Here is a 14,461-nt window from a genome sequence, read left to right on the forward strand (position 1 = left end):
AGTAGACGTGCTCGGCTATGTTGATGGAGCGCCTCCAGATACGCGTGAGGGCTCGTGTTACAAGTATGATGTGCATGGCAAGATGCGGTTCGAGGCTGCACTGCGGGTCGGAAAGGCATTCCATAATTCCCTGAATAATGCGTACCTCATTTTGCACGGCTTCATCGTCGCCCCGGCTCATGGCCAATGCACCCTGGGCATCATTTTCACGAAAAACCCGCACTGAATTTTCAAAAGCCTCGCGCGCTCCAGCGTAAAGCTCGCGCACATGCGGTATAACGCCATATCCCGGCATATTCTGCATAAGGATGGCCTGTTCCGCCATGCTCACAGCCTCATCGCCTATGCGCTCAAGATCCACCACCATGCGGAGGGACGTGACCACAAAACGCAAGTCGCTGGCCACTGGCTGGGAACGGGCCAACAGACGCAAGGCCATTTCGTCAATTTCATTTTCCAGCGCATCAATGGATGCATCGCTTTCAATAACCGCGGCTGCCCTGCCGGGATCATTGGCGGCAAGGGCTTTGCCCGCCTCTTCCAGCGCTATTCCCACACTGGCACACATAACCAGAAGCCGGGTACGCAGCGTCACAAGCAGTTGTTGCAGATAGTTGGCCTGTTGCATGGCAGTCTCCTGAAAAACGCGCTGTATGTTCTGTACCGGATCGCAATATTTTCGCCAAGCACGGTACTGATTAAAAAAACCTGACCAAGAGGCAGTCGCTTGTGACCGTTAACCAAAGCGCCCTGTGATATAGTCTTCGGTCTGCTTTTTTGCTGGCCGCGTGAACATGATGTCCGTGGCATTGTGCTCAATAAGTTCACCCATATAGAAGAATGCCGTGGTGTCAGACACGCGGGCAGCCTGCTGCATGTTATGGGTGACAATAATAATGGACAGGGATTCACGCAGTTCGCGAATGCTCTCTTCAATTTTCTGGGTGGCTATGGGGTCAAGCGCGCTTGCGGGCTCGTCCATAAGCAACACCTCGGGTTCCACGGCAAGGGCGCGGGCAATGCACAAGCGCTGCTGCTGCCCGCCTGAAAGACCAAGGGCCGGAGCTTGCAGGCGGTCTTTCACTTCTTCATAAATCGCTGCCCTGCGCAGGGAAAGTTCCACTTTTTCAGCAATAAGGCTTTCGTCCCTGAGGCCATTGACCCGCAAACCGTAAGCCACATTTTCATAAATGGTTTTGGGAAAGGGGTTGGGCTTCTGAAAAACCATGCCGACCCGGCAGCGCAAAGAAACCACATCCGTGTCCGGGCGGTTCATGTCTTTGCCGTCCAGCAGAACTTCGCCCTCTACGCGCGCGCCGGGCACAAGATCGTTCATGCGGTTCAGGCAACGCAAAAAGGTGGATTTGCCGCAGCCAGAGGGGCCGATAAGAGCCGTCACCTTACACGGCTCAAAGGCCAGAGAGACTTCGTGCAGGGCCTTGTGCTGCCCGTAATAGACACTGACGTTGCGTGCCAGCAGATGTTCCTTCATGACTATGCTGCTCCGTGGACGGAAGTAAGAGTGAAAACAAGGGCTGTATTGCCGTCAGGAGCCGGACTTTCCGCCCGGATACTGCCGCCATGCCTCTCGATAATATGCTTGCAGATGGCGAGACCAAGGCCAGTGCTGGCCTGCCCCCGGTGACGCTCAACCTGATAAAAACGCTCGAATACCCGCTCCAGGTCCTGCCTGGGTATGCCGGGGCCGTCGTCAGTAATGCGAAAGACCACGCTATCACCGACCTGCCGGGCATTTACGCGTATGCTGCCGCCCTCGGGAGCATAACGGCCGGCATTTTCCAGCAGGTTGCGAAAAACCTGCGTCAGATGCGGCAGGCTGGCCATCACACGGCAATCTGGAGCAATATGTGACTCTACACGGCAGTGGCGGCGCTCCAGCACTTCACGGCACATGCCCGTGGCCTGAGCCAACGCCTCGCGGGGATCAACCGGGGCAAGCTCAAGGCTGCCGCTTTTTCCCTCAAGGCGGGCCAGGGTGAGCAGATCGTCCACCATACGCGAGAGGCACACGCCGTGTTTAAGAATGATTTCGCCAAAACGACGGCATTCGGGCGGGCCGTCCAGGCTGATGAGAGTTTCGGCATAGCCCTGAATGGCCGTAAGGGGCGTGCGCAGTTCGTGTGACACGTTGGCCACAAAGTCGCGGCGCACACGTTCAAGGCGCATGAGTTCTGTAATGTCATGAAAAACTGCCACAGCGCCCACCTGCCCGCCTTCTGCCGTATCTGCAGCGCCAGGCAGGGAAATGCAAACCGACATCACCTGGCCGGAAGGCAGTTCAAGGTGCAGATAGCGCTGCACCCGCCCGCTTTCAAGGGAGCCGACATCACCTTTTTCGCTTCCGTCTGCCGCAGAAGCGGATGCAGCGGAAACAAGATCAGCTTTGGCGCTGTCATCAAGGTCTGCGGTCTGGTCAGGGGAAGTAGCGTCACCAGAAGAAAAATCGGCCTGCGATTTGGCACTGCCCACATTTTCCGCAGCGTCGTGTGACACGGAAGCTGCAAGGGCCAGCGCCCGCTGACGCGCAAAGTTCTGGGCTTCAGCCTCTGCCATTATGTCATCAACGGCATTTTGCAGCGGCGGCGAGGGTATCACCTCAACCACCTGTGCCCCAAGAGCGGAAGCTGCTGCTGGAAATTCGCGGGCCAAAGCCCTGTTGCAGCGACGTATGCGCCCGCGCGGGCCAAGAACCAGCACGCCGTCGCTCATAGTGTCCAAAATACTTTCCAGTTGGGCTGTCTGTTCTGCGGCTGCGCGGATATGTTCTTCGATATTCTCCGCCATGCGGTTCACGGCATCGGCCAGGGGTGCGAACTCACGGCCAGGTATGCGGCGCAGGCGGCGCTGAAAATTGCCAAGCGATATGGCTTCCACAACCGACACCATCTGACTCAGTGAGCGACGCAGTGCGCCAGACAGCAGCCCTGCCAGCACAAGTGAAAGCGCTACGGTAATAAGACCAATCTGGGTGAAGACGGCAAGCCGGCTGTCAATGATCTGTCTGAGGCTGGCCAACGGCACAGAGACCCGCAAAATATCGCCGTTACGCAGGGTCACAGCGGCATAAGCCAGATCCTTGCCCAGTGTTCCACTAGGGCGGATGGTAAAGCCCGGCGCGCCATTCATAGCTTCGCGCACTTCGGGCCTGTCGGCATGGTTGTCCAGGCGGGTAATGGGCTGCGCGCCCGGAGCGGTGTCACCCAAAACGCTCCCCTTGCTGTTCAGCAAGGACAGGCGTTCTTCGGGCATATTCAGGATGGCAGCCAGTTGCGGAAGACCCGCCGTGTGGTCGCCAAGCCCGTCAAGAATGGCCCCGGCCAATACAGTTTCGCGCACAAGGCGCTCGCGTGCGGCATCAAGCTGGACCTTTTCAAACCAGGCCTTGCCGTAAAACACGGCTACGGCGATGGAAACAAGGGCCACAGCCAGCATGCCGCAAAAAATTCTGGTTCTGAATGAAAACATAGTTCCCTGCCAGTGCGGCCTTGCCGCCTGCTTTGCTATAGGCCCGCCACAGATAGCATCTGTCAGCATCTGTACGGGATTGCCTACTCCTTGATTCTGTAGCCGACGCCGCGTACAGTTTCCAGCATGGAGGCTGCATCGCCGAGCTTGGCGCGCAGACGGCGCACATGCGTATCCACCGTGCGGGCGTAACCTTCAAAAGAATAGCCCCACACCTTGTTCAAAAGCTGTTCACGCGTACGTACCGACCCCGCATGCCGCAGCAGATCTTCCAGCAGACGAAACTCCGTGGCAGTGAGCAGCAGTTCTTCCCCCTGAGCCTCAACCGTGTGGGCTTCTGGGCGCAGCCGTATGCCGTGGCGCTCAAGCACCGGGCTTTCGCTGCTTCGTACTCCACGCCGCAGCACGGCCCGGATGCGCAGCATGAGTTCGCGCACGCTGAAGGGCTTGACCACGTAGTCGTCAGCCCCAAGGCTCAAACCCACTACCCGATCCATCTCCTCACCCTTGGCAGTGAGCATGAGAACAGGAATATGGGCTGTTTCCGATTGTGCACCCAGACGGCGGCAGACTTCGAATCCGTCCAGACCGGGCAGCATTACATCCAGCAACATAAGATCTGGCAGATGGTGCCGGGCCAGTTTGAGCCCTTCGTTACCATCGGCAGCCTCCAACACGCTGAAGCCTTCACGCTCAAGATTGAAACGCAGAAGTTCACGGATGTCGGCTTCATCTTCAACTATCAGTATTTGTTGACTCATGGTTCACACCTCTCTGACGCAGCCAGAGTACACCGACTCTTTGCGCCAATGTGATGGTGGATTTGTTACAATTACGTGACGCCGCTTAAAACTAAAAAAACCATGCCCCACAGGGAGTTGAAAAGCAATTGGCGGCTTCACGCAGTCTTCTTGTTTCTGACATCATTTTGTAACAGAGGAAGGCCAAAAAGGAGTCGCGGCGGGAAACACCGCCACGAAAACCAATGTCACAGAGTAATAACAACAGGAGAAGACCAATGTCTTTCGACTTCAAATCCCGCATTACCCGTCACAGCGGCAAGCTGCTTGCCTGCGCCATCACCGTTCTTTGCCTCGGCGCCCCGGCCATGGCTGCCCAGCAGGTCACCATCAACGGCTCCACCACGGTACTGCCTGTTGTGCAAAAAGCCGGCGAAGCCTTTATGGCTTCTCACCCCGGCACGGAACTCAGCATTTCCGGCGGCGGTTCCGGCAACGGCATCAAAGCCCTTATTGAAAAGCAGTGCGATGTGGCCATGAGCTCGCGCGACATCAAAGACAAGGAAAAAGACGCCGCCGCCAAAAACGGTGTCAGCCCGCTGCGCACGGCCATCGCCATTGACGCCATCGTACCCGTGGTCAACCCCGGCAACAAGGTGGGCGCGCTCACCATCGAACAGCTGCGTGACATTTTCTCCGGCAAGATCACCAACTGGAAAGACCTTGGCGGCGAAGACGCCCAGATCGTTGCCATTTCGCGCGACACCTCTTCCGGCACCTTTGAATCCTGGGAAGAACTGGTCATGAACAAGGAACGCGTGAGCCCCAAGGCCCTCATGCAGGCTTCCAACGGCGCTGTCGTGCAGACCGTGTCCAAGAACAAGAATGCCATCGGTTATGTGGGCCTCGGCTATGTGGACAAGTCCACCAAGCCCGTCAAGGTCAACAATGTGAGCCCCAATGCGGAAACCGCCATCTCCAAGCAGTGGCCCATTGCCCGCGAACTTTACATCTTCACCAACGGCACTCCTCAGGGCGTGGTGAAAGAATTTGTGGAATACCTGCTCGCCCCCGACAAGGGCCAGAAGGACGTGCTTGAAGTGGGTTATGTGCCCCTGACGAAGTAAAACCTTCTCGTCGAAATGGTTGCCTGAAGGCGGATCAGCTCCGCCTCGCAACCATTTCGTGGCGCAGTTTAAAAAACGCGCAACGTGACAGGATGTTTTGATGAGGAAGCGCTCAACAATCCTTGCGAGCAATTCCTGCATGGCGCGGGGCAGCCGGGAAACCGTACCCGTTCTGCCCCGCCATACAACATATGTGCAATGGACGCGGCTAGCGCGTCAGGAGAACGGCCCATGCGCTCCCGAGATCTTAAAGAAAAGCTGGTTCACTACACGCTCACCGGCATGGCAGGCAGTTCGCTGCTGGCCCTGGCCGGTATTGTCGTATTCCTGTTTATGGAAGGCCTGCCGCTCTTTGCGCACTACTCGCCCATAGATTTTCTTTTTGGCAACCTGTGGTACCCCACTGAAGATCCTGGGCTTTTCGGTATATTTCCGCTGCTGGTGGCGTCTCTTGCGGTGACGTTTTTCTCATCACTGCTGGCGGTGCCCTTGGGCGTTCTTACCGCTGTGTACCTGACGGAAATCGCCCATCCTGGCGTGCGACGCATCATCAAGCCTTTTGTGGAACTTCTGGCCGCTCTGCCTTCGGTTGTGCTGGGCTTTCTGGGTATGGTGGTGCTGGCGCCCTTTTTACAGGACTATCTGGGGGCGGCCACAGGTTTGAACCTGCTTAACGCCTCACTGGTGCTGGCCTTCATGAGCGTGCCGACCATCTGTTCCGTGTCTGAAGACGCCCTGTACAGCGTGCCGCGCGATCTGCGCGAGGCATCGCTGGCCCTTGGCGCTACCCGCTGGCAAACCACGGTACGCGTGGTTATTCCCGCTGCCCTTTCCGGCATCGGCACCGCCGTTATGCTGGGCATGTCGCGCGCCATTGGCGAAACAATGGTGGTACTTATGGTGGCAGGCGGCGCGGCCATTATCCCCACATCCCTGTTGGACCCCGTACGGCCCATGCCCGCATCCATCGCTGCCGAAATGGCCGAAGCCCCCTTCCGTGGCGAACATTATCACGCTCTTTTCGCCATCGGCATTGTCTTGTTCCTGCTTACCCTGGCTTTCAATATGCTGGCCGGGCACATAGCTGAAAAGCACCGCCAGGCCGGAACCTCAAGTTTGTAGCATCAGCAGGACGGAGAAATCATGTCACAGGCATCATCTTCACAGCACGACTTACAGCCCGAATCATCAACACGTGTAACGCTGCCTTCCAGCGGCAGGGCACGAGGGCGCGCCCAAAACGTCATGTTCTGGTTTTTGCGCGGCATAGCGGCCTGTAACGTGCTGGTGCTTTTGGGCGTATGCGGATTTTTATTCTACAACGGCCTGCCTGCGCTCAGCTGGGAATTCATCAGCCAGAATCCCCGTAACATGATGACCGAGGGCGGCATTCTGCCCTGCATCATTGGCACGGCCATTCTGTCACTGGGTGCGTTGCTTCTGGCCTTTCCTCTGGGTGTTGCCTCGGCGGTCTATTTGCACGAATACGCCAAGCGCAACGCCTTTGCCCGCTATGTTCGCCTTGGGGTCAACAACCTGGCTGGCGTGCCCTCAGTGGTTTTCGGCCTTTTTGGCCTGTCCTTCTTTGTGACGTTTTGCGGTTTTGGAGTCAGCATTCTTTCAGGCGTTCTGACCCTGGCAGTGCTGACGTTGCCCGTCATTATCGGCACAGCGGAAGAAGCCCTGCGCAACGTGCCTGATACCTACCGCGAAGCCTCCCTTGCTCTTGGCGCAACCAAATGGCAGACCATCAGCCGTGTGGTATTGCCCTGCGCGCTGCCCGGCATGCTTACCGGGGCTATTCTGGGCGTGGCTCGGGCAGCGGGCGAAACAGCGGCCATCATGTTTACGGCGGCGGTTTTTTATACCCCAAAGACGCCGGATTCCATATTCAGTTCAGTCATGGCTCTGCCCTACCATATGTATGTACTGGCCACTGCCGGAACGGAAATAGCAAAAACCCGCCCCCTGCAATACGGGACAGGCCTTGTTCTTCTGCTTCTGGTGCTGGGGATGAACCTGGTGGCCATTCTGTTGCGCGACCGCCTCCAGCGTAAACGCTAGTCTGTCTGGAGTTGTTTTTCCGCTTCGCTTTTACACGGCTCTTTTACAACAAAGCCGTCCGTTACAGATCAAACGGGCGGCTTTTCTTTTTGTGAAAAAAATATGATGACGCACAATGACATTCAGGGGAAAGCCAAGTGGCACTGAAATATATACTTTACAGTGCCTTTAGAGATGAATCCCTTTGTAAAATAGTCCCATCCTGGCCTGCTCCATGTTCCATTGTCTGGACACCTTATTGCAACATATGACAATGAAACTCTTGCTCTGAAAGAATATTTATAAAATCAGCGGCATCCACGACAAAACAATAATGAGATTTCGGCACAAAAAAGAGTTGAACCTGTCTTCAAAAAGCACGAAAGCCTTCACCTTTTTTTCATATATACAGTCTAAAAAAGATCCAGACATATAATTTCAATATCATCGCAGGCAAACATACCCACAAGGGAGTATCAAATGGTACAGTCTCCCAGAATAAATGTTTTGCAGCATAAGGCATCACAACCTTCATTCAATGTAGACTTGCATGTTCATTCGCGTCACTCCACAAATCCGTCACAATGGGCACTTCAGAGAATTGGGTGCAGTGAAAGTTACACACTTCCCTCAAAAATATATGACATCGCCAAGTCCAGAGGCATGGATTATGTGACAATTACTGACCATGATACGATTGCCGGGGCATTGGAAATAGCCCATTTGCCGCAGGTATTCATCAGCGAAGAAATTTCCGCATATTTCCCCGATGACCGCTGCGAAGTACATGTGCTTGCCTGGAATATCACGGAGAAGCAGCACGAAGACATACAGCGCCTCAGAAACAATATTTATGATCTTGTTCCGTACCTCATCCAGCATGACATCCCGCATGCCTGCGCCCACCCCTTGTGCCCCGCCAACGACAAGCTGACTATAAATCACGTTGAAAAACTTATTCTGCTGTTCTCTGTGTTTGAATTGAACGGAGCGCGCAATGATGTGCAGAATGAGGCTTTGCGCTCTATCGTGGCCGAACTTACCCCAACGATGACCGCTCAGTTTGAAGAAAAACACAATGTTGCGTCTCTGGTTGCGCAGCCCTGGAACAAATATTTCATGGCCGGGTCCGACGACCATTCTTCATGCAATATAGCCAGAAGCTTTACGCGTATTACCCCCGCCAATGACCTCGAACAGGACAACACGCTTCCCGCTGCCGAAGACCTGTTGCGGGACGTGATGCAGGGCAATACCACTGTGAATGCTGTTCCGGCCACGCCGCTCTGCTTTGCCCACAATTTGTACGCCATTGGGTACCAGTTTTATAAAAACTCCACTGAGCTGGCCCAGGACATACATTACAGCAGTGCCCTCCGATTTGCGGAAAATATGCTTACAGGGGCGCCGGAACTCAAACCCATGTCGGTCAAAACGCGAATGATGACGTTGGCCGGAGTTCTGCTGCGCTTTGGACGGGGAAGAAGAACTACTGAAAAAAGCATGCAGGCAAACCTGCTTGAAGCTGCGGAACAGGTAATAGCCCTGTCGCCGCAACTGCAAAATGCCGCGGCCGAAATCAACACAATCCAGGCGCTTGCCAATTTGCCGCAACGCGAAGAAATGCTGACCCACTTTGTATCGGATGTGACCGAAAAGGTGCAGCACATATGTGTGGATGCGGTACTTGAAGACATCCTTAAAGGTAACTTTTTCAATGTGTTCAAGCTGATCGGCTCCATCGGATCACTCTACGCCCTGCTCGCTCCATACGGCATTGGCTACAGCCTGTTTTCCAAGGACAAAAAATTTGCCGAAACGTGCTTGCGGCACTATGGAATCCGAAACCATATGCGCCCTTCAATGGCCGAAGAAACGGCCATTGCCTATTTTACAGATACATATTGCGAAGTGAACGGGGTTGCAAAATCTTTGCAGGTAACGCTTTCGCTTGCCGCAATGCACGGAAAAAAACTGAACATGCTCACCTGCATGCCGCAGGGAACCAATACATTTCTGAACGATCCCAAGCTTGCCCCAATCAATTTTGCGCCAACGGGCAGCTTTACCATGCCAGAGTACCCGGAACTTTCTCTGCACCATCCGCCAGCATTAAAAATCATCCAGCACTGCTATACCCAAGGTTATACACTTTTACACTCCGTAACGCCTGGCCCAATGGGCCTTATCGCCCTGTTGGCAGCAAAAATGCTGAATCTGCCCATTCATGCAACCTACCACACGTCTTTTCCGCAGTATGTATACAGGCTGACGGACGACCACTCGCTGGAGGAAGCGGCATGGCGCTATATATTCTGGTATTATAACCAGATGGATGCCGTTTTTGCCCCGTCAGAAGCTACCCGGCAGGATCTGATAGCACGCGGGTTGCAGCCGCAAAAAATTCACGTATATCCGCGCGGCATTGATGCTTCAATTTTTACTCCTTCCTGGCAACGAAGTGACGGTTCAAAAGAACGGCAAATAAAATTCCTTTATGTCGGCAGGTTATCCAAAGAAAAAAGCCTCCACCTTCTGATGGAAGCCTTCCGGCGCGTCTACTCACAGGTACCGGATGCAGTGCTGACCCTGGTTGGTGATGGTCCCCAGTTCACAGAATTGCAAAAACTGGCCAAAGGGTTGCCCATAAAATTTACAGGCTATCTTGATGGCCAAGCGCTTATCCAAGCATACGAAAACGCCGATATTTTTGTGTTCCCTTCTGCTACAGACACATACAGCAGAGTTGTGCTGGAAGCGCAGGCCGCAGGCCTTGCAACCATAGTAAGCGGGGTCGGCGGCCCCAAGGAAAATATCATTCCAAACGAGAGCGGGATTGTGGTTGAGCAGGAAAATGCCGAGGCCTACGCCCAGGCAATGCTTTCTCTCGCGCGCCACCCGGAACGCCTGCAGGCAATGAAGCGAGCTGCCCGGTCCTGGGCGGAATCTCGCCCACTGAAAAGTGCTTTTATGGCGCAATGGCAAATGTTTGAAAAATTAAAATCACAGTCTCAGGTGGCATAGCCTTAGTGCAGGCAGTTGTCTTCACGGCATTTATTTCTGCCAATCAACACAAGTATGCGCAGCCAGCTTATTCTCATAAACCACGCATACGCCACTTTGACCTTTACAACAGGCATCTTTTTTATCAATAAAGCAACGCAACATGACTTGGCATTGGAGCGTCGACAATTTCAAAAACCTTACAGGGAACAGACCATTTATCATAGGCACGCTCTAACCTACCCCGTGAACTGCGGTCACAGAACAGGCAACCTTTGAAACGCAATGTGTTGCACCGCCGATTACTTCAAAAATCACACCAAAAAGGGAGGCCGAAGCCTCCCTTTAAAGTCATAACTGCTTGCCTTTCGGCAAGGGTGCGTAGCTTAGAAGCTGTACGCGAAGACCACCTGGGCCTTCCACATATCCTGCTTGTCAAAGCTGCCGCCGGCTTTTTTCCAGGTGCTGTTGTCCATGCAGTTGACAACGTAGTCCAGTTCAAGATTCATTTCGAGGTTTTCGTAGATCTTGTAGCTGTTCACCAGGTTGAATTCCACCATACCGTCGTTGGTGGTCAGGTAGGGACCGGTGTTGTTGCCCCAGCCGTCAGACCAGGCTTTGGAGCTATCCATGTACTTGACCATGCCGGTGCTGTTGGTGCCGCCCCAGTAGGCCACGCGGAAGGTGTGCGACAGATCTTCAATGAAGCTCATGTCGCGCAGCTGAGCGCCGATACCCCAGGTACCGTCATAAGTCAGGGAGTAGTCCTGACGGACCCAGCCCATGTTGCCATCACCGATGAAGGAGGTGAAGTTGCCGGAAGCAGCAACGGAAGGCATGCGCTGCGAACCGTTCTTCGGGTTGCCGTCGTCGCCGGAAGCGTACCAGCCAAAGATGCCGGGCACACCCCAATCAAGCTTGTATTCAACAAGGGCTTTGGCAAGCCAGCCCTGACGTTCGGTGCTGGAGCGCTTCACATCGCCATTATTCTTGATGGCATCAAAGCGGCCCATGCCCTGCATGTAACCGTAGTTGATGTCCAGTTCGATGTTCAGCGGATCCCACAGGGTGATGGCAACAGGCAGGCCAGCCCAGAAGGCAGAGCCGTATTCGTTGCCGGTCTTGCCAATACCATTGTTGGTAGCGCCAATGCCGGGGTAAGGACGCAGGGAGAAGGGCAGATTGCCGTCGCTGGTGCCCACGCTGTCATAAGCGCTGATATCTTTGTTCCAACCGCTCTTCAGAGCATTCTTGCCCACCATGCCGTACATGACCCAAGGGGTGACGTTCACGCCGTCAAAGGTCAGAGGCATCATCAGGCTGAACAGATCCATGTTGTCAAGATAGTTGTTCTTCTTGGTGTTGTCGTTGTCAACATAGTTGTCGTTCAGCGGGCGGGCCCACAGAGCGGTCAAAGCAACGTTTTCGTTGAACTTGTAGTTGACGGTGATACCAGCTACGTCGGTATCCATAACAGCGGAGCCACCGGCCACGTTGGGCAGGGCCACGCCCTGAATGCCCATACGCACTTTGGCGTCGGTATCCGGCACAGCCCAGTCAATGTAGGCACGCTTCAGCTTGATCTGGTTGGAGCCGTCAGCACCGAGAGCGGCGCCATTGCTAGCCTTGCCCCACTGAGCGGTTCCGATTTCGAAGTATACGGTGCCGGACAGGGATTCGGAAGCCACGGCATCCAACTGCAGACGGAGGCGCTGAGCGGCCTGGAACTGGTCGTCGCTATTGGCCTTGGTCTGGCTGCTGGCTCCTGCTTCGCGGTATTGCTTCATGGGGCTGCCCTCGCCCACGCCGAAGCCCATGAGCCACTGGCCCTTCGCCTTGAAGTCAATGGCGCTGGCGCCAGTGGCAGCGCCGAGCAGCATGCTGGCGGCCAAAAGAAGTGTACAGATGCGTTTCATAGCCCTTCCTCTCGTTAAAATCATCCCACAAGAAAAAAATCAATAACCTACATTTAGGTTGAAAGATCTTTTACACGGATTTATGGGCATTAGCAAGAATTTTCGTAAAAATTTTTTTACCGATCGCGACATCGCATAGCAGCGGCATTTTCATTTAAATGACACATACAAAAAACCCGGCTGTTACGTAGGCAACAACCGGGTTTTCATCAACTCTTCCGGCGCTGGAATTTTCCAGTCACAGGTTTGGTCAGGACAGTTTCTTGTACTACAAAAAATCCGGGTCAGCGGCAGCCTTTCCCTCCGCCAGCATAATGCGCACATAGTGCAGGCTGTGTTCGTCCACAGGAATGATAGGAAAGCCTTCTCCACAGCCGGGGCAGCGCACCATACGCGGTTCGGTAGGGCTGGCCTGCGGCACATGCTTGCCACAGCCGGGGCACTGATAGAAAAAAAGAATTTCCATGCCATCAGGAGCCACGGGCTCGACGGGTCTCTTACGCTCAGCCACGGACGGCCTCCTTGTGCGCCTGATCCGCGCCATCGCTGTCCAGGGCCAGATTACGCCCCGTCATGAGGGATGAAGGCTTCAGCCCCCACAGGGCCAGAAGCGTTGGGGCCACGTCAGACAACCTGCCATCAGCCAGGGTTTTCACCGCACCGTCCGGCTCCATCAGGATGCAGGGCACGGGATTGGTGGTATGGGCCGTCTGGGGATGGCCTTCAGGCGTGAGCATGACTTCGCAGTTACCGTGGTCGGCAATGACAAGCATGCGGCCCTTGCGGGCTTCAACAGCTTCCACCATACGGCCCACGCACTGGTCCACCACTTCGCAGGCCTGAATGGCGGCTTCGAGTATGCCTGTATGCCCCACCATGTCGCCGTTGGCGAGATTGCAGACCACCAGATCATACTGCCCCGAATTCCAGGCCTTGATGAATTCATCCGTCACCAGAGGAGCGCTCATGGCGGGTTTCTGGTCGTAGGTGGCCACATCGCGCGGCGACGGCACAAGAATACGGTCTTCGCCCACAAAAGGTTCTTCGACGCCACCATTGAAAAAATAGGTCACGTGGGCGTATTTTTCCGTTTCAGCAAGACGCAGCTGGCGCATGCCCTGCTCCGACACAACCTGACCCAAGCCGTGAGTGGTTGCTTCTTTGGGAAAAGCCACTGGCAAGGTAAAGCTGGCCTCATAGGACGTCATGGACGCCAGAGCCGACAGCACGGGCATTTCGCCCCTGTCAAAGCCGTCAAAACCGGGCGTGATAAAAGCCGCAGTCAGTTCGCGCATGCGGTCGGCCCGGAAATTGAAAAAAAAGACCGCATCGCCGTCGGCCATGCCGGTGGCAGCGTCACCCGTGTCAAAGCGCACAGGTTTCATAAATTCGTCTGTAATGCCAGCCTCATATGAGGCCTGCACTGCCGCCACAGGATTAGCCGCCGTGGGGGCCTGGCCGTGTACAATGACATTCCAGGCTTCACTGACCCGCTCCCAGTGCTTGTCGCGGTCCATAGCGTAAAAACGCCCCACGAGGCTCGCAATACGCGTTTGCGGCTGATCCTTGATGCTCGTTTCAAGCTCGCGGATAAAATCCACGCCACTGTGCGGTTCGCAATCGCGGCCATCCATAAGAGCGTGCACGCGCACGGGGATGTCCTGCCCGGTAGCCATGCCGCACAGGGCTTCAAGATGGCGGATATGACTATGAACGCCACCGCCGGAAAGCAGACCCACAAGATGCAGCCTGCCGCCGCTGCGTTTGGCTGCCGCCAGAACATCATTAATAACAGGGTTGGCCGTGAAGGAACCGTCCTCCACAGCCACGTCGATACGGGTCATATCCTGATAGACCACGCGCCCTGCCCCGATGTTCAGATGCCCGACTTCCGAGTTGCCCATATACCCCTTGGGCAGGCCTACATCCCGCCCGGAGGCGATGAGCTGACCATGCGGGCAACGGGCAACAAGGGCATCCAGATTGGGGGTTCGCGCCAGGGAGGGGGCATTGCCCGGCCCAGGCGGAGCTATGCCCCAGCCATCCAGTATCAGCAGCAGCGTAGGCGTCATATATTACTCTCCGCGGTCTTCTTGCCCGGCGGTTTTGGCAGCTCCGGAACCATGCCCCCACAGGGCTTCGAGGG

General features: G+C 55.2%; 11 protein-coding genes. 4 read left to right on the forward strand and 7 right to left on the reverse strand.

Going from position 1 to position 14,461, the window contains the following annotated elements; translation table 11 throughout:
* The 4 genes from phoU to QM579_RS10315 form a co-directional block, all read right to left on the reverse strand.
* The coding region (phoU, locus tag QM579_RS10300; protein ID WP_414999067.1) for a phosphate signaling complex protein PhoU at window positions 1-628 on the reverse strand (628 nt) is incomplete at its 3' end.
* Window positions 629-736: 108 nt separating this feature from the next.
* A complete protein-coding gene (gene pstB, locus QM579_RS10305) occupies window positions 737-1,492 on the reverse strand; it encodes a phosphate ABC transporter ATP-binding protein PstB (protein ID WP_414999068.1) in 756 nt (251 codons plus the stop codon).
* A gap of 2 nt (window positions 1,493-1,494) precedes the next feature.
* Entirely contained in the window at window positions 1,495-3,486 is a 1,992-nt protein-coding gene (locus QM579_RS10310) for an ATP-binding protein (RefSeq protein ID WP_414999069.1), read from the reverse strand.
* An 83-nt stretch (window positions 3,487-3,569) separates the two neighbouring features.
* Entirely contained in the window at window positions 3,570-4,247 is a 678-nt protein-coding gene (locus QM579_RS10315) for a response regulator (RefSeq protein WP_414999070.1), read from the reverse strand.
* Between the two features lie 257 nt (window positions 4,248-4,504).
* Between QM579_RS10315 and QM579_RS10320 the strand changes: the two genes are divergently transcribed.
* The 4 genes from QM579_RS10320 to QM579_RS10335 all read left to right on the forward strand — a co-directional run bounded on the left by QM579_RS10320 (window position 4,505) and on the right by QM579_RS10335 (window position 10,420).
* Window positions 4,505-5,353 (forward strand): phosphate ABC transporter substrate-binding protein, encoded by an 849-nt coding sequence (locus tag QM579_RS10320; RefSeq protein WP_414999071.1) that lies wholly within the window; start codon window positions 4,505-4,507, stop codon window positions 5,351-5,353.
* A gap of 231 nt (window positions 5,354-5,584) precedes the next feature.
* Entirely contained in the window at window positions 5,585-6,475 is an 891-nt protein-coding gene (gene pstC, locus QM579_RS10325) for a phosphate ABC transporter permease subunit PstC (RefSeq protein ID WP_183718558.1), read from the forward strand.
* Window positions 6,476-6,598: 123 nt separating this feature from the next.
* The gene (gene pstA / locus QM579_RS10330; protein ID WP_414999076.1) at window positions 6,599-7,417 is read left to right on the forward strand and encodes a phosphate ABC transporter permease PstA; all 819 of its coding nucleotides are present in this window, start codon (window positions 6,599-6,601) and stop codon (window positions 7,415-7,417) included.
* Between the two features lie 642 nt (window positions 7,418-8,059).
* The gene (locus tag QM579_RS10335; protein WP_414999072.1) at window positions 8,060-10,420 is read left to right on the forward strand and encodes a glycosyltransferase; all 2,361 of its coding nucleotides are present in this window, start codon (window positions 8,060-8,062) and stop codon (window positions 10,418-10,420) included.
* 365 nt (window positions 10,421-10,785) lie between these two features.
* On the opposite strand, the gene QM579_RS10340 is transcribed toward QM579_RS10335, so the two are convergent.
* The 3 genes from QM579_RS10340 to gpmI all read right to left on the reverse strand — a co-directional run bounded on the left by QM579_RS10340 (window position 10,786) and on the right by gpmI (window position 14,387).
* Window positions 10,786-12,315 carry an outer membrane homotrimeric porin gene (locus QM579_RS10340; RefSeq protein WP_414999073.1) on the reverse strand — a complete coding sequence of 510 codons (1,530 nt, stop codon included), beginning with the start codon at window positions 12,313-12,315 and terminating at the stop codon, window positions 10,786-10,788.
* A 268-nt stretch (window positions 12,316-12,583) separates the two neighbouring features.
* Window positions 12,584-12,826, reverse strand: a complete 243-nt coding sequence (locus QM579_RS10345; protein WP_414999074.1) for a hypothetical protein — start codon at window positions 12,824-12,826, stop codon at window positions 12,584-12,586.
* On the reverse strand, window positions 12,819-14,387 hold the full coding sequence (gpmI, locus tag QM579_RS10350) for a 2,3-bisphosphoglycerate-independent phosphoglycerate mutase (protein WP_414999075.1): 1,569 nt from the start codon (window positions 14,385-14,387) through the stop codon (window positions 12,819-12,821). Before gpmI ends, QM579_RS10345 begins: the two co-directional genes overlap by 8 nt.
* Between the last annotated feature and the right edge of the window lie 74 nt (window positions 14,388-14,461).

It is taken from the genome of Desulfovibrio sp. (assembly GCF_047607245.1).
Taxonomy (GTDB): domain Bacteria; phylum Desulfobacterota; class Desulfovibrionia; order Desulfovibrionales; family Desulfovibrionaceae; genus Desulfovibrio.

Excerpts from the sequence above, each read along its gene's own strand:
- pstB (WP_414999068.1), bottom strand. The coding sequence starts at position 1,492 with ATGAAGGAACATCTGCTGGCACGCAACGTCAGTGTCTATTACGGGCAG.
- QM579_RS10310 (WP_414999069.1), bottom strand. The coding sequence starts at position 3,486 with ATGTTTTCATTCAGAACCAGAATTTTTTGCGGCATGCTGGCTGTGGCC.
- QM579_RS10315 (WP_414999070.1), bottom strand. The coding sequence starts at position 4,247 with ATGAGTCAACAAATACTGATAGTTGAAGATGAAGCCGACATCCGTGAA.
- QM579_RS10320 (WP_414999071.1), top strand. The coding sequence starts at position 4,505 with ATGTCTTTCGACTTCAAATCCCGCATTACCCGTCACAGCGGCAAGCTG.
- pstC (WP_183718558.1), top strand. The coding sequence starts at position 5,585 with ATGCGCTCCCGAGATCTTAAAGAAAAGCTGGTTCACTACACGCTCACC.
- pstA (WP_414999076.1), top strand. The coding sequence starts at position 6,599 with ATGTTCTGGTTTTTGCGCGGCATAGCGGCCTGTAACGTGCTGGTGCTT.
- QM579_RS10335 (WP_414999072.1), top strand. The coding sequence starts at position 8,060 with ATGGATTATGTGACAATTACTGACCATGATACGATTGCCGGGGCATTG.
- QM579_RS10340 (WP_414999073.1), bottom strand. The coding sequence starts at position 12,315 with ATGAAACGCATCTGTACACTTCTTTTGGCCGCCAGCATGCTGCTCGGC.
- gpmI (WP_414999075.1), bottom strand. The coding sequence starts at position 14,387 with ATGACGCCTACGCTGCTGCTGATACTGGATGGCTGGGGCATAGCTCCG.